We start from the raw sequence: 23,411 nt of genomic DNA, 5'->3' as shown, positions 1-23,411 counted from the left end.
TCCCGGTACCAAAGGTGAGACAACCTCGCACTCTCCCGTTCGGCACCTGATTGAGGAGGTGGCCTCCCTGGAAGTCAGCAGCGGGAGGGCCGGCTTGATCGATCACCTGCGGGACCTGGAAGACCTCAAGTCGGCGGTGGCCGCCGCGCAGGCCCGGATCGCGGTTGCGTTCGACCTGGCCGAGCGCCGCGCCCAGACCGAGGCCGGTGTACCCGCAGCGGACCGGGGACAGGGCGTGGCCGCGCAGATCGCCCTCGCCCGCCGCGAATCGCCCTCCCGAGGAAACCGGCTCCTCGGCCTGGCACGAGCGCTCGTCACGGAGATGCCCCATACGCTGGCCGCTCTGGACGCGGGCCGGCTCAACGAATGGCGGGCAACCCTGCTGGTCCGGGAGACCGCGTGCCTGAGCGCAGCCGACCGGTGCGCCGTCGACGAGGAACTCTCCCCGGATACGGGAACATTCGACGGGGCGGGCGACCGGGCCCTGATCGCTGCAGCCCGGACCGCCGTCTACCGCAGGGACCCTCGCTCCGCTACGCAACGCGCCAGCCAGGCTGCCGCGGACCGGTACGTCAGCCTCCGCCCCGCACCTGACACCATGACCTACCTGACCGCCCTGCTTCCCGTCGCGCAGGGCGTGGGCCTGTACGCGGCCCTGACCCGGCACGCCGACTCGCTCCGTTCGGCCGGCGACACCCGTTCGCGGGGCCAGCTCATGGCGGACACCCTCGTCGAGCGGACCACCGGCACCGTCGAAGGTATCTGCGGCGTGGAACTCCAACTCGTGATGACCGACCGCACCCTTCTTGGGGGCGGCAACGAACCGGCGCACCTGAGCGGGTATGGCATTGTTCCCGGCGCCTGGGCCCGCACCACCCTGAGCCCGGCCGGCAGGGCGACCTCCGCGAGTCCCTCGACCGGTTCCCGAACCGGCATCGCTGGTGGGGCCGCCGGTGGCGCCGTCGGTGACGCTGGCGACGGCGTTGTCGGCCGTGCGGGGCATGGGCAGGGGTTAAAGGTCTGGGTGCGCAGGCTGTACACGGCGCCCGGGACGGGGGATTTGCTCGCCGTCGACTCACGCGCCCGGCTCTTCACGGACGGGCAGCGCCGCTTCATCGAGGCGCGCGACCGATCCTGCCGGACCCCCTACTGCGACGCACCCATTCGCCAGGTGGACCACATCCTCCCCTGGCGGGACGCCGGACCGACAAGCCTTTGGAACGGCGCCGGTCTGTGCGAAGCATGCAACCACACCAAGGAGATCGACGGCTGGAAAGCCACCACTCGCTCTGGTCCGACCCACACCATCGACCTCCGGACTCCCACCGGACATACCTACAGCTCCGCGGCGCCCCCGGCGTTGGGCACCGGATCCGGCGACACTCCACCCGCACAGTCCCGATTCCCCCGGCACGAGAAGCGGCACCGCAGCAAGGCGCTGAAGAACGCGCACCACAGACCGGTCACCGCCTGACCCACCAGGAAGCCGAACACCCCGCTCGGAGGTGCCGTGTCGGAGGTGCTGTGTCGCAGCCCTTTCACCCGGGGAGCTCTAGCCTTCGGGGCGCGGGAAGATGTCGTCCAGTTCGGCCAGATCCGCGTCCGACGGCGTCCACTCGGCCGCCGTCGCGTTCTGCCGCACCTGCTCCGGGGACGTGGCGCCGGCGATCACGGACCCGACGGAGGGTTGGGCTGCAAGCCAGGAGAAGGCGACCTGCACCTCGGTGAGTCCCCGCTCGGCCGCGAACGCCGAGAAGGACTCGAGCTGGTCCCAGTCGGCCGTCTCCAGCAGGTTCTTCCGGGAGTGCGTGAGCCGGCTGCCCGCGGGAACCTCGTTGCGCCGGTACTTTCCGGTCAGCAGGCCGTTGGCGAGCGGGAAGTAGGGCAGGACCCCGAGACCGTAGGCCTCGGCGGCCGGGACGACCTCCCGCTCCAGACGGCGGTCCAGCAGGCTGTAGGGGTTCTGGGCGGAGATGAACGGGGTATAGCCGCCGCTGCGCGCCGTGAACTCGGCCTCGGCGATCTGCCACCCGGCGAAGTTGGAGTGTCCGAGGTAGCGGACCTTGCCGCTCGTCACGAGGTCATCGAGTGCCGCGAGGGTCTCCTCGATCGGCGTCTGCGGATCAGGGGCGTGGTACTGGTACAAGTCGATCCAGTCGGTACCGAGGCGCCGCAGGGACGCTTCGACCGCCCGGATGATGTAGCGTCGGGATCCGCGCGCACCCCAGTCCGGTCCGTTCACCCCGCCCATGTCGAGCCCGAACTTCGTCGCCAGGACCACGTCATCGCGCCTCGCGCCGAGGGCCTTGCCCAGCTGCACCTCGCTGACGCCGGGAGTCCTGCCGTACATGTCGGCGACGTCGAACAGCGTGATCCCGGCGTCGATCGCCGCATGCACGACGGCGTCGGTGCCCTCCTGGGACTCGGAGACGGTACCCGCCCTGCCCAGGTTGTTGCAGCCCAGTCCGACGGTGGAAACGCTGAGTCCCGAGGAACCCAGTCTGCGGTAGGTCATCATGGACCTAACCTACCAAGATCCCGACCATTCGTTGCCCCGGGCACACGACCCGGGGCCCCGACGCATCCGCTGGTGGTCAGGCGAACCAGATACCGATCTCGCGCTCGGCCGACTCGGCGGAGTCGGAGCCGTGCACGAGGTTCTGCTGGACCTTCACTCCCCAGTCGCGGCCCAGGTCACCGCGGATGGTGCCGGGTGCCGCCGTCGTAGGCTCCGTCGTCCCTGCCAGGGACCGGAATCCTTCGATCACACGCTGTCCCTCGAAGACGGCGGCGACGATCGGCCCGCTGAGCATGAATTCCACCAGCGGTTCGAAGAACGGCTTGCCGACGTGCTCCGCGTAGTGCTCCTCGAGCAGCTCGCGCGAGGCGTGCACCTGCTTCAGCTCGGCGATGGTGTAGCCCTTCGCCTCGATGCGGGACAGGATGGTGCCGGTCAGGCCGCGGGACACGCCGTCGGGCTTGACGAGGACAAGGGTGCGCTCAACGCTCATGGGGACTCCTGGGGAGGTGCGCGCCGTGCGGGACGGCGCAGTGGTGGGGTATCACGATCGACTCTACTAAAGGCGGCGCCGTTATTCGGGGTTGGCCTTCTCCCACTCCGCCTGCAGCCGGTCCCGCTCCGCGTTCTCGCTGTCCACGCGGATGCCCTGCCGGATGCCGTAGAGCCACGTCAGGGCAAAGGCGCCGCCGACCACGAACATCATCGGCTCGAGGAAACCTCCGGCGATGATGACCAGCTGGAGGATCCAGCCGAGGCCGATCCCCCACTTCTTCGTCAGCACCGCGCAGGTCAGGACCAGCACGATGCTGAGGATGATGCCCGAGGTCAGGATCAGGACGGGCGAGATCTCGTCGCGCCGCAGCCCGAATACTGCGAGCGTCGCGAAGAACACGACGAACGCCTCGAGCAACAGGACCGTGGAGGCGAACATGATCTTCGTGGACCGGCGTTTCTTCGGCATCCCCGGCCGCCACTCGCGCTGGGCCCTGGTCATCCGTGCCATGCTCTGCCTACTTCCCTAGGAGCGTGCGGGCTTCCCCGACCACCGTGATCGAGCCGGTGACGAGGATCCCTCCGGCGAGGTCGTTGTTCTCCTCCGCCTTCATCACGGCCCACTCCAGCGCGTCGTCCAGCCCGGGGGCGATGTTGATGTTCTCCTCCGCGAAGCCCGCCGACAGCGCTGCCTGCACAAGGTCGGCGGCCGGGATCGAGCGGGGCGACGTCGACTGCGTCAGGCAGACGTCCTCGAGGATCCCGCCGAGCTCCTCATGGAGTTCGGCGAGGATCGCGGCGGCATCCTTGTCCTGCAGCACGCCGATGACGAGGACGAGGCGCGAGAACTCGAAGGCCTCACGGATCCCCTTGGCCGCGGCGCGGGCGCCCGCCGGATTGTGGGCCGCATCCACGATGATGCTCGGAGCCGTACGGACCACCTCGAGGCGTCCGGGCGATGTGACGGCCCGCAGCCCGTTGCGCACGAGCTCCGTCTGGAGTTCCCGCTCGCCTCCGCCGAGGAAGGCCTCCACCGCAGCCACGGCCACGGCCGCGTTCTCCGCCTGGTGCTCGCCGTGCAGCGGCACCAGCAGCTCCCCGTAGCGGCCGGCGAGCCCGGTGAGCGATATCACCTGCCCGCCGACGGCGACAGTGCGCGACTCGACGCCGAACTCGACGCCTTCGAATCGGAATTCCGCCCCCACCTCACGGGCGCGCTCGAGGAGGACCTGGGCGGCGTCGCGGGGCTGGATCGCGCTGACCAGGAAGGAGCCGGGCTTGATGATGCCGGCCTTCTCGAGGGCGATGTCCTCGACCGTGTCGCCAAGGAGGTCCGTGTGGTCGAGGGAGATCGGTGTGATCACGGCGACCTGCCCGTCACCGACGTTCGTGGCGTCGGTGATGCCGCCGAGCCCCACCTCGATCACGCCGACGTCGACTGGCTCGTCCGCGAAGATCGCGAACGCGAGGATGGTGACGCACTCGAAGTAGGTCAGGCGTGGTTCGCCGGCGGCCTGCAGCTCACCGTCGACGATGTCGAGGTAGGGCCTGATCTCGTCCCAGACCCGGACGAAGGTCTCGTCCGCGACGGGCTCTCCGTCGATGCTGATGCGCTCCGTCACGCGCGAGAGGTGGGGGCTCGTGTAGCGGCCGGTCCGGAGATCGTGCGCCAGCAGGATGCTCTCGATCATGCGCGCGGTCGAGGTCTTGCCGTTGGTGCCGGTGATGTGGATGATCGGGAAGGCCCTGTTGGGCTCGCCGAGGATCTCCATGGCCCGGTGCAGCGGCGCCATGCGCGGCTCCATCTTGTTCTCCGGCGCGCGGCTCAGCAGCTCGGCGTACACGCTCTCGACCGAGAACGCGTCGAGTCCCGCGCGGCCCTCGGTGCCGGTTCCGTTCGTGTCATCCATGCTGCTGCTCCTGCTTCCCGACGGTGATGCTGAATTCATTGCCCGAGCCCTGGACCGCCGTGATGCGCAGGTCCAGCGTCAGGGTCTCCGCCCTGATCAGCTCGGCATTCGCCTCGAGCGCGGCCACCTGGTCCGGCGCCACGCCGATGGTCGTGGTGATGCGGTCGCTGATGTCGAGGTCCGCGTCGCGACGGGCCTGCTGGATGGCGCGGATCGCGTCACGGGCTGTTCCCTCCGCCGCCAGTTCCTCCGTGACCTCCGTGTCGAGGACGAGGAACCCGCCACCCGGCAGGACCGTCACGGCCTTGGAGGCTGCATCGTTCCCCTCCACCACGGTGTCGAGCGTGTACTCGTGCGGCTCGAGGGCGAGACCGCCCGCGGTGACGCCGCCGTCGTCGTCCACCGACCAGTCCCCGGACTTCGACGCCCTGATGACCGTCTGCACGTTCTTGCCGAGGCGCGGGCCGGCGGCGCGGGCATTGACCACGAGGCGCTGCGAGATGCCGAACTCGGCCGGCTCGGCGTCGGCCGAGTCGACGAGCCGAACGCCCTTGAGGTTGAGTTCGTCCGCGATGATCGCGGAGTACTGGCCCGAGAGGCCCGCCGCGCCGGGCGCGACGACGGTCAGTTCCCGCAGCGGGAGCCTCACCCGCAGGTTGGCCGCCTTCCGCAGGCTGGAGCCCACGGAGCACACCTGGCGGGTGCGGTCCATCTGCTCCACGAGGTCGGGAGCGGCAGGGAACGACGCCGCGTCGGGCCAGTCGGTGAGGTGGACGGACCGGCCGCCGGTGAGGCCACGCCAGATCTCCTCGGTGACGAGGGGAAGCAGCGGGGCCGCGACGCGGCACACGGCTTCGAGGCACGTGTAGAGCACGTCGAAGGCGTCGGTGTCCTCGTCGAAGAAGCGCTGCCGGCTCCGGCGGACGTACCAGTTGGTGAGCGTGTCCAGGTAGCGACGCAGGGACTCGCAGGCGTCGCTGATGGTGAAGGCGTCGAGGGCCTCGGTGAGGTCGCGGACGAGGTTGCCGGTGTTCGCGAGGATGTAGCGGTCGATCGGCTCCCTCAGCTGGGCCGCGGCCTCGGGGGTGACGGTCTTCGCCTCGTAGCCGTCTCCGCCGTTGGCCGCGTTCGTGTAGAGGCTGAAGAAGTGCCACACGTTCCACAGCGGCAGGATCACCTGGCGGACGCCGTCGCGGATACCCTGCTCCGTGACCACGAGGTTGCCGCCGCGGAGGATCGGGGAGGCCATGAGGAACCAGCGCATGGCGTCGGAGCCGTCCCTGTCGAAGACCTCGGAGACGTCCGGGTAGTTGCGCAGGCTCTTGGACATCTTCTGCCCGTCGGAGCCGAGCACGATGCCGTGGCTGATGACGTTGCGGAACGCCGGGCGGTCGAACAGCGCCGTGGAGAGGATGTGCAGCATGTAGAACCAGCCGCGCGTCTGCCCGATGTACTCGACGATGAAGTCCGCGGGGTTGTGGGTGTCGAACCACTGCTCGTTCTCGAAGGGGTAGTGCACCTGCCCGTAGGGCATGGACCCGGAATCGAACCAGACGTCGAGCACGTCCTCGACGCGGCGCATGGTGGACCGGCCCGTCGGGTCGTCGGGGTTGGGTCGCGTGAGCTCGTCGATGAAGGGACGGTGGAGGTCCACCTCGCCCTGCTTGTTCAGCGGGAGGCGGCCGAAGTCCGCCTGCAGTTCGGCGAGCGAGCCGTAGACGTCGGTGCGCGGGTACTCGGGGTCGTCCGACTGCCACACCGGGATGGGGCTGCCCCAGAAGCGGTTGCGGCTGATGGACCAGTCGCGCGCGTTGGAGAGCCACTTGCCGAACTGGCCGTCCTTGACGTTGCCGGGGATCCACGTGATGTCCTGGTTGAGCTCCACCATGCGGTCGCGGATCTTCGTGACCTCGACGTACCACGAGGATACGGCGCGGTAGATGAGCGGCTTGCGGCACCGCCAGCAGTGCGGGTAGCTGTGCACGTAGCTGGCCTGACGCACCAGGCGGCCCTCGGACTTGAGCACGCGCGTGATGTGCCGATTCGCGTCGAAGACCTGCAGCCCGACGATGTCCGCGAGCGGACCCCGGCCGAACATCGGCAGGAACTTCGCGCCCTCGTCGACCGAGAGGATCACCTGGATGCCGGCGTCCTCGCACACCTTCTGGTCCTCCTCGCCGTAGGCGGGTGCCTGGTGTACGAGGCCGGTGCCGTCCGTCGTCGTGACGTAGTCCGCCACCAGGATGCGGAAGGCGTTGCGGTAACCGCCCTCCTCGGGATCGGCGAGGTAGTCCCACAGCGGCTCGTAGGTGAGCCCCTCCAGCTCGGAGCCGAGGTGCCGCGAGGTGACCGATTCCCGGGCGGCGGCGGCGTCCGCGAAGCCGAGGTCCTTGGCGTAGTTGCCGAGCAGGTCCTCCGCCAGCAGGTAGCGGCCGCTTCCGCCGTCCCGCTCGGCCTCGACGACGACGTACGCGATGTCGGGCCCGACGGCGAGCGCGGCGTTGGTGGGCAGCGTCCAGGGCGTGGTGGTCCAGGCGAGGGCCTGGACGCCCGCGAGGTCCTTCGAGAGGGCCGACTCGCCCGCGAGGAGGGGGAAGGTGACCGTGACGGTCTGGTCCTGGCGGTCCTGGTAGACGTCCTCGTCCATCCGCAGTTCATGGTTGGACAGGGGGGTCTCGTCGTTCCAGCAGTACGGCAGCACGCGGTACCCGTTGTAGGTCAGGCCCTTCTCGTGCAGCGTCTTGAAGGCCCAGAGGACGGACTCCATGTACTCCGGGTTGAGGGTCTTGTAGTCGTTGTCGAAGTCCACCCAGCGCGCCTGGCGGGTCACGTAGTCGCGCCACTCCCCCGCGTACTTCATGACGGAGGCCCGCGCTGCGTCGTTGAAGTTGTCGATGCCCATGGCGACGATCTGCTGCTTGTCGGTCATGCCGAGCTGCTTCATCGCCTCGAGTTCGGCGGGCAGTCCGTGCGTGTCCCAGCCGAAGCGGCGTTCCACCCGGTGGCCGCGCTGCGTCTGGTAGCGACCTACGAGGTCCTTGGCATAGCCGGTGAGGAGGTGGCCGTAGTGCGGCAGGCCGTTGGCGAAGGGCGGGCCGTCGTAGAAGACGAATTCGTTCGATCCGTCGACGCCGGGAGCGCGGGCATCGATGGATGCCTGGAAGGTGCCGTCCTCCTGCCAGTAGCGGAGGACGCGTTCCTCGAGCTCGGGGAAGCGCGGGGAGGCGCTGGTTCCGGAGGAAGCACCGCTGTCGTCGGGCGACACGGCTTTGGGGTAGATCTGCGGCATTGGTCTCATCCTGTGTACGGCGGCGTCGGGTGGAGCAGGAGTCCTGCCGTGAGGACGGGCGCCCGTTCCGTCGCCGCCGGTTGCCTGACCGGCCGCAGGGAACTGGACCCGCGGTACCACCTCACTTGCCGCCGTCGTCCACCGTGCCGCTCGTCGCGGTCACGGCAGCCTGGGCCGCCGCTCGTTCGCAGGCTGTGACGGGCCGTCCCGTCCGGTTCTACGGGCCGTCGCCCCTGTGGGGCCGGCCTTTCTTCCGGAAGCTCACCGGTGATTGCCGGGTCGATGCTTGTCCTTCAAGTCTAGCCCTGCCGCGAATTCGTTGTCGAAAGGGCATGCACACCGCCACCGCCCGCGGGCCCTGCGAAATGCGTTGTGGGCACGGGGCGCGCTTGGCAAGGTGGGAGACAACCGACAGTGACAGGACATGCCATGCCAACGCCGACCCTCCCCACCGCGTCCGCACTCGACACCGCCCGGGTGCTGCTGGGGGTCTTCCTCCCCACCATCGCGGAGGGACCGGTGATCCGGCGTCCGCTGCCCCTCGGCCTGGCAGCGCGCCTCGACCTCGACAGGAGGGCCGTCGCCGTCCTCCAGAAGCTCCACGCCCGGTACCCGGACGGTCCGCTGATGCTGAAGCTCCCCCTGCGGAAGCAGGCGGTCGTGCTCGCGCCCGGGGACGTGGACACCGTCCTGGCCCGGTCGCCGGAGCCCTTCTCGGCCGCCAGCAGCGAGAAGCGCGCCGTCATGGCGCACTTCCAGCCGTCCAACGTCCTGGTCTCCCGCGGTCCGGAGCGCACCGTACGCCGCGCGCTGCAGGAGCAGGTCCTCGATACGGACCACCCGGTGCACCACCTCGCCGACCGGTTCGTGCCCGTCGTGGAGGAGGAGCTGCGGGACCTCCTGGCCGATGCATTGAACGGCTCACTGCCCTGGAGCGACTTCGCCGAGGCCTGGTCCCGCGTGGTGCGCCGCGTGGTCTTCGGTGACCACGCGCGGGACGACACGGGCCTCACCGCGATGCTCAATCGGCTGCGGAAGGACGGGAACTGGGCGTTCCTGAAGCCCGTGCGCAGGAGTACCCGGGAGCGGTTCCTCACCCGCATCCGGGACGAGCTCGCCCACGCCGAGCCCGGGAGCCTCGCCTCGGTCCTGGCCGCCGTCCCCACGGATGACAGTGCGCGCCCCGCCGACCAGGTGCCCCAGTGGCTCTTCGCCCTGGACAACAGCGGCATGGTGGTCTTCCGGACCCTGACCGTCCTGGCGACCCATCCGGAGGCCCTGCAGGCCGCGCGGCGCGAGGTCGACGCCGACGCCTCGGGCCGCCGGTTCCTCCCGTACCTGCGCGCCTGCGTGCTCGAGGTGCTGCGCCTCTGGTCCACCACTCCGATGATCCTGCGCGAGACCACGCAGCCCGTGCAGTGGGCGTCGGGCCTGATGCCGGCCCGCTGCGGCGTGCTCATCTACTCCCCGTACTTCCATCGCGACGACCGCCACCTGCGCAACGCCCACGACTTCTCGCCGGAGCGCTGGCTCACCGAGGAGGACGACGGCTGGCCGCTCGTGCCCTTCAGCGACGGACCCGTGGTGTGCCCCGGGAAGCAGCTGACGCTGCTGCTGACCAGCGCGGCACTGGCCGTCCTCGTGGAGGACCAGGATTTCCGTGTCGAGAAGGGCCAGGCGCTGGGCCCCTCCCGTCCGCTGCCGGGGGCCCTCGACAACTACTCGGTGCGCCTCGGCGTCTCTCCCCGGACGTGACGGCCGCCGGCTCGCCGGAGTGCCCACGTCAGTGCAGGGCCGGTGGATCCGCAGGCATCAGCACCGTCAGCGCCCGGTGCGTGACCGTCAGGACGGCGGGCAGTGGGCCCACCGGCTCGCCGTCCGCGTACACGGTGAGTGGTGCGTCCGCCGCGATCCGGACGCTCGAACCACGGGACGCGGTGATGCCGGGAAGGCCGAGATGCCGTCCCCGGTACGAGAGAAGGAAGGCCGCGACGACGGTCCTGAAGGACGAGGCACCCAGGGACACCACGTCCAGCAGTCCGTCGTCGATCCTCGCTCGGGGGCAGATCCGCAGCCCACCGCCGTACCGTCCCCCGTTGCCGACCGCGACGAACCAGCCGGGGAAGACCTGCTCCGCTCCGTCGACGGACAGGGTGAACGTCACGCCGCGCCATGCCCGGAACGCCTTCAGCCCGCCGTAGAGATAGACGAACGGTCCCAGGCGTGCCCGCGTCGCGTTGCCGTACTCGTTCGCGAGCGCGTCGAAGCCTGCGTGCGCCACGCCCAGGTATGGGCGGCCGTTGACCCACCCCAGATCAATCGCCGTGGCGCTGTAGCCCGGGAGTTCCCGGACGGCCTTCAGGGGGTTCAGCGGCAGGCCGAGGCGCCGCACGGTGTCGTTGGCGCGGCCGCCGGCCAAGGGCAGGAGGACTGCACCGGACTCCTGCACGCCGGCAGCGACGGCGCCGAGGAAGCCGTCGCCTCCGAGGGCGGCCACGACGCTCCCCGGCGCCGCTTTCCGCGCCTGCTCCGCAGCGTCGTCGAGGCTCCCGCTGACGACGACGGTGAGGGCGAAGCCTTCGCGCCGCAGTGCTTCCGCCGTGGCAGGGGCGAGCCGTCGGGCCCTACCCCTGCCCGCGGTCGGACTGACGAGGAGCAGGGCGTCCCCCCTGGCCCCCGGGAGAGCTTCCTCTGATCGGGGCACGGGGATCAGCCCCGGAGCACCTTGTGGTTGGCGGCCTGCGCGAGCGGACGCAGGACGAGCTGGTCGATGTTCATGTGGTGCGGCGCATCGAGCGTGAAGGCGACCGCGGAGGCGACGTCGTCCGCCGTCAGGGGGTAGTCCACCCCCTCGTACACCTTGTCGGCGGCGCCCTGGTCCCCGCCGAGGCGGTTGAGCGAGAACTCCTCGGTGCGCACCATGCCGGGTGACACCTCGATCACCCGGATGTTGTTCTCCGCCTCCTCCAGGCGGAGCGAGCGCGCCATCGACTGCTGGGCGGCTTTCACGCCGCAGTATCCCGCCCCGCCCTCGTAGGCCGCGAGCGCAGCCGTGGAGGTCAGGAAGAGGACGCTGCCCTGGCCGCCGGACCGGAGCGCCGGCAGCAGGGCGCGCGTGACCCGCATCGACCCGAGCACGTTCACGTCGTACATCCGCTGCCAGTCCTCGGTGACGCTGTCCACCACACGGTCCGCCCCGAAGGCGCCGCCGGCGTTGTTCACCAGGGCGTGGACGGGACCGGCGGCCGTGACCTCCGCGGTGAAGGCATCGACGGACGCCTGGTCCGTGACGTCGAGGGCCACAGCCGTCGCGCCGGTCTCCGCCGCGAGGGCCTCGAGACGGTCGACGCGGCGCGCCGCCGCGACGACGTCCCAGCCGTTCCGTCGCAGGGCACGGACGGTCGCCGCACCGATGCCGGAACTGGCTCCGGTGACGACGGCTCGCAGTGCCGGAGGGGCGGGGACGACGGGTGCGCCGAGCGGCGCCGGGGATGTCGGAGTCATGGGGCCACTGTAGCGAGGCCGTGGGAAGGCCGTGAGAAGGCAGTGGGGAGTCGGCTGCCCGACTGCGGGAAGCAGGGCCGCCCGGGGCGGTCCGATCCGCCTGCCGCCACCGGTAACGTTGGGCGGGCCGCGTCTCTCCCCGGGACCCGTGAGTTCCTCAGCCGGCGTCCCCGGACTGTAGCGGCACCAGCAGCACTCCGCGCCCTCACCGAAGGAAGACCAGACCGATGACCACTGCAGCTTCCGTAACGGACGCCGCCCTGTCGCCCCTCGAACGCCAGTCGGTGGCCCGGACCCTGCGGAATCCACGGCTCCTGAAGACCGAAGTGCTCGCCGGTCTCGTCGTCGCGCTCGCGCTGATTCCCGAAGCCATCGCGTTCTCCATCATCGCCGGCGTCGACCCGCGGCTGGGGCTCTTCGCGTCCTTCACCATGGCGGTGTCCATCGCGTTCCTCGGCGGCAGGCCCGCCATGATCTCCGCCGCCACCGGAGCCGTGGCTCTGGTGGTCGCACCCCTGGTCGCCGGCCACGGACTGGACTACTTCCTCGCCGCGGTCATCCTCGGCGGAGTGTTCCAGGTCGTCCTGGGTCTTACCGGCGTGGCACGGCTCATGCGGTTCATCCCCCGCTCGGTCATGGTGGGTTTCGTCAACGCACTGGCCATCCTCATCTTCCTGTCCCAGGTCCCCGAACTCCTCGGTGTCCCGTGGCTGGTGTACCCGATGGTTGCTGTCGGGCTCCTCATCGTCTTCGGCCTCCCGCGTTTGACGACGGTGGTTCCGGCCCCGCTGGTCGCGATCGTCGTCCTCACCGTGTTCGCGGTCCTCGCCGACGTCCTTGTCCCGACCGTCGGGGACAAGGGCGACCTGCCGGACAGCCTGCCCACGCTGTTCTTCCCCGACGTGCCGCTGGACCTCGAGACCCTGCAGATCATCGCGCCGTTCTCCCTCGCCCTCGCCGCCGTCGGGCTCCTGGAATCGCTGATGACCGCCAAGCTGGTCGACGACATCACGGACACCCGCTCCGACAAGACCCGCGAGTCGTGGGGCCAGGGCGCCGCGAACATCATCACGGGCTTCTTCGGCGGCATGGGTGGGTGCGCGATGATCGGCCAGACCATGATCAACGTGAAGGCCTCCGGGGCACGCACGCGGATCTCGACCTTCCTCGCCGGGATCTTCCTGCTCATCCTCGTCGTCGCACTCGGCGACATCGTGGCGTTGATCCCGATGGCCGCACTGGTCGCCGTCATGATCTTCGTCTCGATCGCGACGTTCGACTGGCACAGCATCCGGCCCTCCACCCTCAAGCGCATGCCGAAGAGCGAGACCCTCGTCATGCTCGCCACCGTCGTCGGGACGGTCTGGACGCACAACCTCGCGATCGGTGTCGGCGTCGGCGTCCTCGTCGCGATGGTGGCCTTCGCACGCCGCGTCGCGCACTTCGTCACGGTGACGCGCCGGGACGACATGCGCGACGGGGAAGCGCACGTCACCTACACGGTCGACGGCGAACTCTTCTTCGCGTCGTCCAACGACCTCTACACCCGGTTCGACTACGCGCGCGACCCCGGCCGGGTCACCATCGACCTGCACCGATCGCACCTCTGGGACGCCTCGACCATCGCCGCCCTCGATGCCATCTCCGAGAAGTACCGGGCGCACGGCACCGAGGTGGAGGTCGTCGGCCTCAACGAGGCCTCCGCGTCGATGCGCGACCGGCTGCGCGGGCAGCTCGGCGCGGGCTCCTGAGCCCAGGGCACCGGACGGACCCCGGGCCGCCCGCCGTAGGGAACAATGGATCTATGGCCGATACGACCCAGGGCACAGACACGCCCTCCCCCCAGCCCGTTTCCGTTCCCGACAAGCCCGCCCTCGAGGGCCTCGAAGAGAGGCTCTCCCGGCAGTGGCGCGAGGACGGCACCTACGCCTTCGACCGCGACACCACCCGCGAGCACGTCTACTCGATCGACACTCCTCCGCCGACGGCGTCGGGATCCCTCCACGTCGGGCACATGTTCTCCTACACCCAGACCGACGTGATGGCACGCTTCAAGCGCATGCGCGGAGCCAACGTCTTCTACCCCATGGGATGGGACGACAACGGGCTGCCGACCGAGCGCCGCGTCCAGAACTACTACGGTGTCCGCTGCGACCCCTCGGTGCCGTACGACGCCGACTACCGGCCGCCGGCAGAGCCCGCGAAGAACCAGCGCGACTTCGACGCCGTGTCGCGCCGCAACTTCATCGAGCTCTGCGAGGAGCTGGCCGTCGAGGATGAGAAGGTCTTCGAGAACCTCTTCAGCACACTCGGTCTCTCGGTCGACTGGGACCTGACCTACCGGACCATCGACGACACCTCCCGTGCCGTCTCGCAGCGCGCCTTCCTCGAGAACCTCAAGGCCGGTGACGCCTACCTGGCCGAAGCCCCCACCCTCTGGGACGTCACCTTCCGCACCGCCGTCGCCCAGGCGGAGCTCGAGGACCGCGAGCAGCCCGGCGCCTACCACCGGATCGCGTTCTCCGCCCCGAACGGCGAGAAGATCCACATCGAGACGACCCGGCCCGAGCTGCTGCCGGCGTGCGTCGCCCTCGTGGCGCACCCCGACGACGAGCGGTACAAGCCGCTCTTCGGCACCACCGTGTCCTCGCCCCTGTTCGACGTCGAGGTCGAGATCAAGGCGCACCCCCTCGCCAAGCCCGACAAGGGCAGCGGCATCGCCATGATCTGCACCTTCGGCGACCTGACGGACGTCACCTGGTGGCGCGAGCTCCAGCTGCCCACGCGCGCCGTCGTCGGCCGGGACGGGCGGATCCGCTCGGAGACGCCGGACTGGATCACGACGGAGCGCGCCCGGGAGAACTACGCGCAGGTGGCCGGCAAGACGATCTTCAGCGCCAAGGAGGCCGTCGTCGCCCTGCTCCGCGAGAGCGGGGACCTCGACGGCGAACCGAAGAAGATCCTGCACCCGGTCAACTTCTACGAGAAGGGCGACAAGCCCCTCGAGGTCGTCACCAGTCGCCAGTGGTACATCCGCAACGGCGGGCGCGATGCCGGGAAGCGCGACGCCCTGATCCAGCGCGGCCGCGAGATCGACTTCCACCCGTCCTTCATGCGCTCCCGCTACGAGAACTGGATCGAGGGACTCAACGGCGACTGGCTCGTCTCGCGCCAGCGCTTCTTCGGCGTGCCCGTGCCCGTCTGGTACCGCCTCGACGCCGACGGCGAACCGGAGTACGACGACCCGATCCTGCCCGCGCTCGAGTCGCTGCCGGTCGATCCGGCGGCGGATCCCGCACCCGGCTTCGAGGAGTCCGCCCGCGACCAGCCGGGCGGCTTCATCGGGGACAGCGACGTGCTGGACACCTGGGCGACGTCGTCCCTCACACCCCAGATCGTCGGTGGCTGGGCGCGCGACGAGGACCTGTTCGGGAAGGTCTTCCCCTTCGACCTCCGTCCGCAGGGCCACGACATCATCCGGACCTGGCTGTTCTCGACCGCGGTGCGGGCGGACGCGCTGCAGGATTCCGTGCCGTGGAAGCACGCCGCGCTCTCCGGCTGGATCCTCGACCCGGACCGCAAGAAGATGTCGAAGTCCAAGGGCAACGTGGTTGTCCCCACGGACGTCCTGGAGCAGTTCGGTGCCGACGCCGTCCGCTACTGGGCGGCCTCGGCGAAGCTCGGCGCGGACACCGCGTACGAGGTGAACCAGATGAAGATCGGTCGCCGCCTCGCCATCAAGCTGCTCAACGCGTCCAAGTTCGTCCTCAACCTGGGCGTCACGGAGGCGTCGATCGGCGAAGGCTCGCTCGCACGGGTCACGAGCGCACTGGATCAGTCCCTGCTGACGCAGCTGCGGTCGGTCACCGAGCAGGCGACGGCCGCCTTCGAGAAGTACGACTACGCCAGGGCACTCCAGCTCAGCGAATCCTTCTTCTGGACCTTCACGGACGACTACGTGGAGCTGGTCAAGGACCGCGCCTACGGTGATGCCGGCGACGCCGGGACGCAGTCGGTGCAGACCGCGCTGGCCACGACGCTCGACGCCCTGCTGCGCCTGTTCGCGCCGTTCCTGCCGTTCGCCACGGAAGAGGTCTGGAGCTGGTGGCGCTCCGGTTCGGTCCACCAGGCCGCGTGGCCGAGCGCCGGCGCACTCGACGCCCTGCCCGGGACCGCCGACGCCGACGTGCTCACGTCCGTCGCACTCGCGCTCGGCGGCATCCGCAAGGCCAAGTCCGAGGCGAAGGTCAAGCAGCGCACCGAAGTGGAGACCGCCGTCGTGACGGCACCCGCCGCACAGGTGGAGCAGCTCCGGGCGGGCCTGGCCGACCTCCTCGCCGCCGGCAACGTCAGGGACCTCCGGCTCGCGGAAGGGAACGGCCCCCTGGCCGTCTCCGACGTCGAACTGGTTCCCCAGCCCGCCGCGTAGCCGCCCGTCCGCAGACGCAGGAGGGGACCCACCGTGCGGTGGGTCCCCTCCTGCCGGCTCGGATACCTAGTCGAACTTCGGGCGTTCGGTGCGGGAGCGCTTGAGTTCGAAGAACTCGGGGAACTCCGACATCAGGACGGCGCCGTCGAAAATGCGGCCGGCCTCCTCACCCCGCGGGATCCTCGTGAGGACGGGCCCGAAGAACGCCGTGCCGGTGAAGGCGACGACCGGGGTGCCGACCTCGTCGCCCACGCGGTCGATCCCATCCTTGTGGGAGGCCCGGAGCTGCTCGTCGTACTCGTCGGAGTGCGCGAACTTCGCGAGGTCTACGGGCAGTCCCGCCTCCTCGAGCGACTCCCTGATGACCACGTCGAAGTCCTTGTTCTGGCCGATGTGGATGCGCGTGCCCATGGCGTCGTACAGCTTCTTGACGTACTCGTCCCCGTGCAGCTCGGCTGCGGCGATGATGACCCGGACCGGGCCCCACCCCTGCAGCATCAGCGCCTTGTACTCCTCGGGCAGGTCGCGTCCCTCGTTCAGCACGGACAGGCTCATGACGTGCCAGTCCACCGAGATGTCCCGGACCTGCTCCACCTCTCCGATCCAGCGCGAGGTGATCCACGCGAAGGGACACAGGGGGTCGAACCAGAAATCGGCTTTCTGGGTGGTCGTGGACTCGCTCATACGGGGCTCCTTCTGGGGTTGGTGAGGCCGGGGCCTTTTCCGGTGCAACCCGCCATCCCTGCTCCCTATTCCGGCCGAGTTGGTCCCGTGCCCCGTGAGGCGGTCTAATGAAAGGACACGACCGGTCGAAGATGCCTGGCGCTACTCCTGCGTCGCCATCAGGCCGGATGAGTTCGCGCCGGGCACCCCGGCGCAGTTAGGGACGCGTTTTGCAGCAGCACCGGACCGAGAGCCCCGCCGAATTCTCCGACACCTGGCTCGACCGCGAGGCTCTCGCGGAGGCCATGATCCCGCTGATCGGGCACCTGTACCGCAACAACAACGTGGTCACAAGCATCCACGGGCGCAGCCTCATCAACAAATCCACCATGAACATCCTCAAGGCCCACCGCTTCGCACGGCGCATCACCACCGAGGAACTCCGCCTGGAGGACACCGCCCCCATCCTGCGGATCCTCGCCGACCTTGACCTCGGCGCCGCGGCCATCGACATCGGACGCCTCCGCCTCGCCTACGACCGGGCCAGCGCTGCCGGGCACGCCCGCTCCCTGGAGGAGTTCCTGCGCACCGAACTCGCCGACATCGTCGACCAGGGCGGAGCCGACGAACGCACCAGCACCGACGTCGTCCTCTACGGCTTCGGCCGCATCGGACGCCTCGTGGCCCGCCTGCTCATCGAAAAAGCCGGCGGCGGCCACGGACTCCGCTTGCGCGCCGTCGTCGTCCGCCGCGGCTCCGCCAACGACCTCACCAAACGCGCCAGCCTGCTGCGCCGCGACTCCGTCCACGGCTCCTTCGACGGCACCATCCAGGTCGACGAAGAGTCGAACACCATCACCGCCAACGGCACCCGCATCCAGGTCATCTACTCCGACGACCCGGCCACCATCGACTACACCGCCTACGGCATCACCGACGCCCTCGTCGTGGACAACACCGGCCGCTGGCGCGACGAGGACGGCCTCTCCCAGCACCTGCGCAGCACCGGCGTCGCCAAGGTCCTGCTCACCGCCCCCGGCAAGGGCGCGCTGAAGAACATCGTGCACGGCATCAACCACGCCACCATCCTGGATACCGACCGGATCATCACCGCCGCGTCCTGCACCACCAACGCCATCACCCCGGTCCTGAAAGCCGTCAACGACCGCTACGGCGTGATCCACGGCCACGTCGAGACCGTCCACTCCTTCACCAACGACCAGAACCTCATCGACAACTTCCACAAGGGCGACCGCCGCGGCCGCTCCGCGGCCCTGAACATGGTCCTCACCGAGACCGGCGCCGCGACCGCCGTCGCCAAAGCCCTGCCCGAACTGGCCGGCAAGCTCACCGGCAGCAGCATCCGCGTGCCCACCCCGGACGTGTCCATCGCCATCCTGAACCTCACCCTCGAGAAGGAGACCACCAAGGAGGACGTCAACACCTACCTGCGCGAGATGTCCCTGCACTCGGGCATGCGCAAACAGGTCGACTACATCGACAGCCCCGAAGTCGTCTCCACCGACTTCGTCGGCTCACGCCGCGCCGGCATCGTCGACGGCCTCGCCACCATCGCCGACGGCCACCACGCCGTCCTCTACGTCTGGTACGACAACGAATTCGGCTACAGCTGCCAGGTCGTGCGCGTCATGGAAGAAATGGCCGCCGTCCACCCACCCACCTACCCCACCGCGGACGCCGACGCCGCGGTAGCCGCGACCGTCTGACGTCGGCGGAACGCACGGCGACACAGGAAGGGCCCGGCCGATCGGCCGGGCCCTTCCTGTCTGCTGCCGGTGCGCCCGGGTCAGGCGGACTTGTTCCGCCGCTTCGCGACCACCTCGTGGGAGATGAGCGTGGGCTCCGCCCGCTTGGCGACGACGTCGTCCGTGATCACCACGGTGGCGATGTCCTCACGGCTGGGGAGATCGAACATGACCGGGAGGAGGACCTCCTCCATGATGGCGCGCAGGCCGCGGGCGCCCGTGCCGCGGTCGAGGGCGAGATCGGCGATGGCCTCGAGCGCCTTGGGTTCGAAGACGAGCTCGACCCCGTCGAGCAGGAACATCTTCTGGTACTGCTTCATGAGCGCGTTCTTCGGTTCCGTCAGGATCTGCATGAGCGCCGGACGGTCCAGGTGCGTGACGGTGGTGATGACGGGAAGGCGTCCGATGAACTCGGGGATCAGCCCGAACTTCAGGAGGTCCTCCGGCATGACGTCGCCGTAGCTCGCCTCCTCGTTCTTGAGGGAGCTCAGCGGCGCACCGAACCCGATGCCCTTGCGGCCCGCCCGTGAGCCGATGATCTCCTCGAGGCCTGCGAAGGCTCCGGCCACGATGAAGAGGACATTCGTGGTGTCGATCTGGATGAACTCCTGGTGCGGGTGCTTCCGGCCGCCCTGCGGGGGCACGGAGGCGACCGTCCCCTCGAGGATCTTCAGCAGGGCCTGCTGGACGCCCTCACCGGACACATCACGCGTGATGGAGGGGTTCTCGCTCTTGCGGGAGATCTTGTCGATCTCATCAATGTAGATGATGCCCTGCTCGGCCTTCTTGACGTCGTAGTCCGCGGCCTGGATGAGCTTGAGCAGGATGTTCTCGACGTCCTCGCCGACATAGCCGGCTTCCGTCAGCGCCGTGGCGTCCGCGACGGCGAACGGCACGTTCAGCCGGCGCGCGAGCGTCTGGGCGAGGTAGGTCTTGCCGCAGCCCGTGGGGCCGATCAGCAGGATGTTGGACTTGGCGATCTCGACGTCTTCGGTCTCGGCGGCGTCGGCGAGGGTTCCGGCGGCCCGCGGCCCGGTGCCGGACTGGATCCGCTTGTAGTGGTTGTAGACGGCGACGGCGAGGGAACGCTTCGCGGGCTCCTGGCCCACCACGTACTCCTGCAGGAAGTCGAAGATCTCGCGGGGCTTGGGCAGTTCGAACGTGCCGAGATCCGCTACCTCGGAGAGCTCCTCCTCGATGATCTCGTTGCAGAGGTCGATGCACTCGTCACAGATGTACACGCCGGGGCCGGCAATGAGCTTGCGGACCTGCTTCTGGCTTTTTCCACAGAAAGAGCACTTGAGCAGATCCGTGCTCTCACCAATGCGAGCCATGGTTCAATCCCCTTAGGTATTTCGCGATTGCTACCACCACTCTAGGCCACATGCCCGTGGTAGCCAGTATCAAAATGCCCGTGGTGCCTCACGGCGCCACGGGCGGATCCCGGCCTCGGCGTCGTCATCCGACGGTTCGGGGAACCGTCGGATGACGCCTGCCGCTTACGGGGTGTTGATCTTGACCGGGGTGATCTTGCGGGAGTTGAGGACCTCGTCCACCAGGCCGTACTCGACGGCATCGGCGGCGGTGAGGATCTTGTCACGCTCGATATCGAGGTTGACCTGCTCTGAGGAGCGGCCGGAGTGCAGGGCCAGCGTGTCCTCGAGCCAGGTCCGCATGCGCATGACCTCGTTGGCCTGGATCTCCAGGTCCGAGGCCTGCCCACCCTGTCCGCCGGAGAGGGCGGGCTGGTGGATCAGGACGCGGGCGTTCGGCAGTGCCAGCCGCTTGCCGGGGGCGCCGGCAGCGAGCAGGACGGCGGCGGCGCTTGCAGCCTGGCCGAGGCATACGGTCTGCACCTCGGGCCGGATGAACTGCATGGTGTCGTAGATCGCCGTCATCGCGGTGAAGGAGCCACCGGGCGAGTTGATGTACAGCGTGATGTCGCGCTCGGGGTCCGTGGACTCGAGGACGAGCAGCTGGGCCATGACGTCATCCGCGGAGGCGTCGTCGACCTGCGTGCCGAGGAAGATGATGCGGTCCTCGAACAGCTTCGTGTAGGGGTCCTGGCGCTTGAAGCCGTACGGCGTGCGCTCTTCGAACTGGGGAAGGATGTAGCGGCTGGTCGGAAGGTTTTGCGCCTTGGATCCCGCTGCTGCCTGGAAATCGTGGTTCATGGTGTCTCCTGTAGGACGACTGGTCGGAGGATGGGCTGCTGCGGACTAGGACGTCTGGTCGGTTCCGCCGCCGCCGGAGACAGAGCCCGAGTGAGCGGAGATGTGGTCGAAGAAACCGTAGTCGAGCGCTTCCTGGGCCGTGAACCACTTGTCGCGGTCGTTGTCCTTCAGGATCCTCTCGACGGTCTGGCCCGTCTGCTCCGCCGTCAGTTCCGCCATGACCCGCTTCATGTGCAGGATCAGCTCCGCCTGGATGCGGATGTCGGTGGCCGTACCGCCGATGCCACCGGAGGGCTGGTGCATGAGGATGCGGGCGTGGGGGGTCGCGTAGCGCTTGCCCTTGGTGCCCGAGGACAGCAGGAACTGGCCCATCGAGGCTGCCAGCCCCGTCGCGACCGTCACGACGTCGTTCGGGATGAACTGCATCGTGTCGTAGATGGCCATGCCCGCGGTCACCGAGCCGCCGGGCGAATTGATGTAGAGGTAGATGTCACGCTCGGGGTCCTCTGCGGACAGCAGCAGGAGCTGCGAGCAGATGGCATTCGCGTTGTCGTCACGGACCTCGGAACCGAGCCAGATGATGCGCTCCTTGAGGAGCCTGTTGTAGATGTACTCGTCGCGACCAGCCGCTTCGGGGCCGGCCATGCTCGGGGTGCTTGGTTCGGTTGCCATGAACGTTAACCTCTCACTCTGGCGGGCCGCTCCAGTTCGGCCGACCCGTCCGTTTGTCTCTCCTTGGACACTAACCCGCCCCGCGGCCGATTTCGTCCCGCTCGCGCAACTGTTCGCTGACGGCGCACGGTGTCCGGGCGGTGTCCCGGCGGCATCCGGGCGGCCGGCGCACAGGTGCCGCGCAGCCCCCGCCCGGCACCCCGACGGCCCGCCGCCGCGGACCTGTCCGACCCGCACTCCCGGCTTAAAGCGGCAGCGGCACCGCTGCCCGAAGGCTGCGGCACCGCTGTCTGCGCTGCTGGGACAAGCTACTCCGCGCTTGCCTTCTTCTTGGTCTTCTTCGGTGCGGCAGCCTTGGGAGCCTTTGCCGGCTCAGCGTCGGACGCCGCGTCCTCGGTGGCTTCGGCCTCGGTGGCCTCGGATTCCGTGGTGCCGGACTCGGTGGCCTCGGTTTCCGTGGACTCGATGTCCTCGGCGACGTCCTGCTCCGTCTCGACGTCGTCGACGTTGATCGTCTCGTCCTCGTCACCCGCGGGGCGGACGAATTCGGTGAGGTCGATCGCGGCACCGTTGGTGTCCGTGACCGTCGCGTACTCGAGGACCTTGGCCAGCGCCTTGCGGCGGCGGACCTCTCCGACGATCATCGGGACCTGGCCGCTCGAGTCCAGCATCTGGGCGAACTGGTTGGGCTCCATGCCGTACTGGCCCGCGGTGGAGACGATGTAGTCGATCAGCTCGCTCTGGCTGACACCGACCTCTTCCTTCTCGGCCACGGCGTCGAGGATGACCTCGTTCTGGAAGGCGCGCTCCGTGTTGGTACGGATCTCGGCGCGGTGCTCCTCGGTGTCGTGGTCCTCGCCGGCGCTGTGGGCGTTCTCGCCGTTGAAGTGCTGCTCCAGCTGCTCCTCGACGACGCTCTCGGGAACCGGAACGGCGACGAGCTCGATGAGCTTGTCGAGCACCTTGTCGCGTGCCTCGACGCCCTGGTCCATGAGCTTGGACTCGGAGGCCTGCTTCGCGAGGTCGGCACGGAGCTCCTCGGCGGTGTCGAACTCGGAGGCGAGCTGGGCGAACTCGTCGTTCACCTCGGGGAGCTCGCGCTCCTTGACGGCCTTGACCTGGACGGTGACCTGCGCGTCGGCGCCGGCGTGCTCGCCGCCTGCCAGCTTGGTCTCGAACGTCGCGCTCTCATCGGTGGAGAGACCCGTGACGGCCTCGTCCATGCCTTCGAGCATGGTGCCGGAACCGATCTGGTAGGACAGGTCCTGCGCCGAGTCGACCTCTTCGCCGTCGACGGACGCGGTCAGGTCGATGGTGAGGAAGTCGCCGTCCTTGGCGGGGCGGTCGACGGCGGCCAGCGTGCCGAAGCGTCCGCGGAGCTCGTCCAGGGCCTTCTCGATGTCCTCGTCGGATGCCTCGACGGGCTCGACCGTGACCTCGATGCCCTTGTAGTCGGGAAGCTCGACCTCGGGACGGATGTCCAGCTCGACGGTGAAGGTGAGCTGGCCGTCCTTCTTGGCGGGATCCGGGACCTCGGTGATCTCGACCTCGGGACGGCTGAGGGGGCGGATGCCCGTCTCCTGGACAGCGCTCTGGTAGAAACCGTTCAGGCCGTCGTTGATGGCGGTCTCGATGACGTAGCCCCGACCCACGCGCTGGTCGATGAGCTGCTGGGGAACCTTGCCCTTGCGGAACCCCGGAACCTGAACCTGGGTGGCGATGGTCTTGTAGGCCTCGTCGATGCTGGGCTTCAGTTCCTCGAAGGGGACCTCGACGTTCAGCTTCACCCGGGTGGGGGAAAGGGTTTCAACAGCGCTCTTCACAGCGTAGGACTCCTGAAATGATTGGGATTGGTTCTGCAGCGGAGGCACTTTCCTCATCACACGACAGAGTCGGGGTGACAGGAGTTGAACCTGCGACTTCCTGCTCCCAAAGCAGGCGCTCTACCAAGCTGAGCTACACCCCGTAAGTGCGAGTGACAGTCTACGCAC

17 protein-coding genes and 1 tRNA gene are annotated in these 23,411 nt (G+C 68.8%); 5 read left to right on the top strand and 13 right to left on the bottom strand.

Annotated elements, in window-relative coordinates:
• The first annotated feature begins 46 nt into the window (after window positions 1-46).
• On the top strand, window positions 47-1,474 hold the full coding sequence (locus ACX80J_RS13685) for an HNH endonuclease (protein ID WP_459348276.1): 1,428 nt from the start codon (window positions 47-49) through the stop codon (window positions 1,472-1,474).
• Between the two features lie 78 nt (window positions 1,475-1,552).
• Here the strand turns inward: ACX80J_RS13685 and ACX80J_RS13680 are convergent, their stop codons facing one another.
• The 5 genes from ACX80J_RS13680 to ileS all read right to left on the bottom strand — a co-directional run bounded on the left by ACX80J_RS13680 (window position 1,553) and on the right by ileS (window position 8,221).
• On the bottom strand, window positions 1,553-2,518 hold the full coding sequence (locus tag ACX80J_RS13680) for an aldo/keto reductase (RefSeq protein WP_459348154.1): 966 nt from the start codon (window positions 2,516-2,518) through the stop codon (window positions 1,553-1,555).
• Window positions 2,519-2,594: 76 nt separating this feature from the next.
• Window positions 2,595-3,011 carry a nucleoside-diphosphate kinase gene (gene ndk / locus ACX80J_RS13675; protein ID WP_087075871.1) on the bottom strand — a complete coding sequence of 139 codons (417 nt, stop codon included), beginning with the start codon at window positions 3,009-3,011 and terminating at the stop codon, window positions 2,595-2,597.
• 81 nt (window positions 3,012-3,092) lie between these two features.
• Entirely contained in the window at window positions 3,093-3,524 is a 432-nt protein-coding gene (locus ACX80J_RS13670; protein ID WP_459348153.1) for a DUF4233 domain-containing protein, read from the bottom strand.
• Between the two features lie 7 nt (window positions 3,525-3,531).
• Window positions 3,532-4,923, bottom strand: coding sequence for a bifunctional folylpolyglutamate synthase/dihydrofolate synthase (locus tag ACX80J_RS13665; protein WP_459348152.1), 1,392 nt, complete (start codon window positions 4,921-4,923; stop codon window positions 3,532-3,534).
• A complete protein-coding gene (gene ileS, locus ACX80J_RS13660) occupies window positions 4,916-8,221 on the bottom strand; it encodes an isoleucine--tRNA ligase (RefSeq protein ID WP_459348151.1) in 3,306 nt (1,101 codons plus the stop codon). Before ileS ends, ACX80J_RS13665 begins: the two co-directional genes overlap by 8 nt.
• A gap of 420 nt (window positions 8,222-8,641) precedes the next feature.
• Here ileS and ACX80J_RS13655 point away from each other — a divergent pair, with 420 nt between their 5' ends.
• Complete coding sequence (locus ACX80J_RS13655; protein WP_459348150.1) at window positions 8,642-9,967, top strand: cytochrome P450; 1,326 nt, start codon at window positions 8,642-8,644, stop codon at window positions 9,965-9,967.
• Between the two features lie 28 nt (window positions 9,968-9,995).
• Here the strand turns inward: ACX80J_RS13655 and ACX80J_RS13650 are convergent, their stop codons facing one another.
• Together ACX80J_RS13650 and ACX80J_RS13645 are read right to left on the bottom strand one after the other, a co-directional pair.
• Window positions 9,996-10,916 carry a diacylglycerol/lipid kinase family protein gene (locus ACX80J_RS13650; RefSeq protein WP_459348149.1) on the bottom strand — a complete coding sequence of 307 codons (921 nt, stop codon included), beginning with the start codon at window positions 10,914-10,916 and terminating at the stop codon, window positions 9,996-9,998.
• Between the two features lie 5 nt (window positions 10,917-10,921).
• The gene (locus ACX80J_RS13645) at window positions 10,922-11,716 is read right to left on the bottom strand and encodes an SDR family oxidoreductase (RefSeq protein WP_459348148.1); all 795 of its coding nucleotides are present in this window, start codon (window positions 11,714-11,716) and stop codon (window positions 10,922-10,924) included.
• 227 nt (window positions 11,717-11,943) lie between these two features.
• Here ACX80J_RS13645 and ACX80J_RS13640 point away from each other — a divergent pair, with 227 nt between their 5' ends.
• Entirely contained in the window at window positions 11,944-13,467 is a 1,524-nt protein-coding gene (locus ACX80J_RS13640; protein WP_459348147.1) for a SulP family inorganic anion transporter, read from the top strand.
• Between the two features lie 53 nt (window positions 13,468-13,520).
• The gene (gene valS / locus ACX80J_RS13635; protein ID WP_459348146.1) at window positions 13,521-16,145 is read left to right on the top strand and encodes a valine--tRNA ligase; all 2,625 of its coding nucleotides are present in this window, start codon (window positions 13,521-13,523) and stop codon (window positions 16,143-16,145) included.
• 66 nt (window positions 16,146-16,211) lie between these two features.
• On the opposite strand, the gene ACX80J_RS13630 is transcribed toward valS, so the two are convergent.
• Entirely contained in the window at window positions 16,212-16,829 is a 618-nt protein-coding gene (locus ACX80J_RS13630; RefSeq protein ID WP_459348145.1) for a mycothiol-dependent nitroreductase Rv2466c family protein, read from the bottom strand.
• A gap of 209 nt (window positions 16,830-17,038) precedes the next feature.
• Here ACX80J_RS13630 and ACX80J_RS13625 point away from each other — a divergent pair, with 209 nt between their 5' ends.
• Window positions 17,039-18,535: a glyceraldehyde-3-phosphate dehydrogenase gene (locus ACX80J_RS13625; RefSeq protein WP_459348144.1), complete on the top strand. Its 1,497-nt coding sequence runs from the start codon at window positions 17,039-17,041 to the stop codon at window positions 18,533-18,535.
• An 80-nt stretch (window positions 18,536-18,615) separates the two neighbouring features.
• On the opposite strand, the gene clpX is transcribed toward ACX80J_RS13625, so the two are convergent.
• From clpX to ACX80J_RS13600, 5 genes are all read right to left on the bottom strand, one after another.
• Window positions 18,616-19,908 carry an ATP-dependent Clp protease ATP-binding subunit ClpX gene (clpX, locus tag ACX80J_RS13620; protein WP_301227294.1) on the bottom strand — a complete coding sequence of 431 codons (1,293 nt, stop codon included), beginning with the start codon at window positions 19,906-19,908 and terminating at the stop codon, window positions 18,616-18,618.
• Window positions 19,909-20,073: 165 nt separating this feature from the next.
• Window positions 20,074-20,748: an ATP-dependent Clp protease proteolytic subunit gene (locus tag ACX80J_RS13615; protein ID WP_087075895.1), complete on the bottom strand. Its 675-nt coding sequence runs from the start codon at window positions 20,746-20,748 to the stop codon at window positions 20,074-20,076.
• 45 nt (window positions 20,749-20,793) lie between these two features.
• Entirely contained in the window at window positions 20,794-21,420 is a 627-nt protein-coding gene (locus ACX80J_RS13610) for an ATP-dependent Clp protease proteolytic subunit (protein WP_435868666.1), read from the bottom strand.
• A gap of 308 nt (window positions 21,421-21,728) precedes the next feature.
• On the bottom strand, window positions 21,729-23,243 hold the full coding sequence (tig, locus tag ACX80J_RS13605; RefSeq protein ID WP_459348143.1) for a trigger factor: 1,515 nt from the start codon (window positions 23,241-23,243) through the stop codon (window positions 21,729-21,731).
• A 69-nt stretch (window positions 23,244-23,312) separates the two neighbouring features.
• A tRNA-Pro gene (locus ACX80J_RS13600) sits at window positions 23,313-23,386 on the bottom strand.
• Between the last annotated feature and the right edge of the window lie 25 nt (window positions 23,387-23,411).

It is taken from the genome of Arthrobacter rhamnosi, from assembly GCF_054510975.1.
The sequence above is the reverse complement of the archived record's forward strand: the minus strand, read 5'-3'. Positions and strand labels throughout refer to the sequence as shown.

What these genes read in the sequence shown, in the direction of transcription:
- ileS (WP_459348151.1), bottom strand. Translation starts at nt 8,221, where the DNA reads ATGAGACCAATGCCGCAGATCTACCCCAAAGCCGTGTCGCCCGACGAC.
- ACX80J_RS13665 (WP_459348152.1), bottom strand. Translation starts at nt 4,923, where the DNA reads ATGGATGACACGAACGGAACCGGCACCGAGGGCCGCGCGGGACTCGAC.
- ACX80J_RS13640 (WP_459348147.1), top strand. Translation starts at nt 11,944, where the DNA reads ATGACCACTGCAGCTTCCGTAACGGACGCCGCCCTGTCGCCCCTCGAA.
- ACX80J_RS13655 (WP_459348150.1), top strand. Translation starts at nt 8,642, where the DNA reads ATGCCAACGCCGACCCTCCCCACCGCGTCCGCACTCGACACCGCCCGG.
- ACX80J_RS13670 (WP_459348153.1), bottom strand. Translation starts at nt 3,524, where the DNA reads ATGGCACGGATGACCAGGGCCCAGCGCGAGTGGCGGCCGGGGATGCCG.
- valS (WP_459348146.1), top strand. Translation starts at nt 13,521, where the DNA reads ATGGCCGATACGACCCAGGGCACAGACACGCCCTCCCCCCAGCCCGTT.
- ACX80J_RS13615 (WP_087075895.1), bottom strand. Translation starts at nt 20,748, where the DNA reads ATGAACCACGATTTCCAGGCAGCAGCGGGATCCAAGGCGCAAAACCTT.
- ACX80J_RS13680 (WP_459348154.1), bottom strand. Translation starts at nt 2,518, where the DNA reads ATGATGACCTACCGCAGACTGGGTTCCTCGGGACTCAGCGTTTCCACC.
- ACX80J_RS13610 (WP_435868666.1), bottom strand. Translation starts at nt 21,420, where the DNA reads ATGGCAACCGAACCAAGCACCCCGAGCATGGCCGGCCCCGAAGCGGCT.
- ndk (WP_087075871.1), bottom strand. Translation starts at nt 3,011, where the DNA reads ATGAGCGTTGAGCGCACCCTTGTCCTCGTCAAGCCCGACGGCGTGTCC.
- clpX (WP_301227294.1), bottom strand. Translation starts at nt 19,908, where the DNA reads ATGGCTCGCATTGGTGAGAGCACGGATCTGCTCAAGTGCTCTTTCTGT.
- ACX80J_RS13645 (WP_459348148.1), bottom strand. Translation starts at nt 11,716, where the DNA reads ATGACTCCGACATCCCCGGCGCCGCTCGGCGCACCCGTCGTCCCCGCC.
- ACX80J_RS13630 (WP_459348145.1), bottom strand. Translation starts at nt 16,829, where the DNA reads ATGAGCGAGTCCACGACCACCCAGAAAGCCGATTTCTGGTTCGACCCC.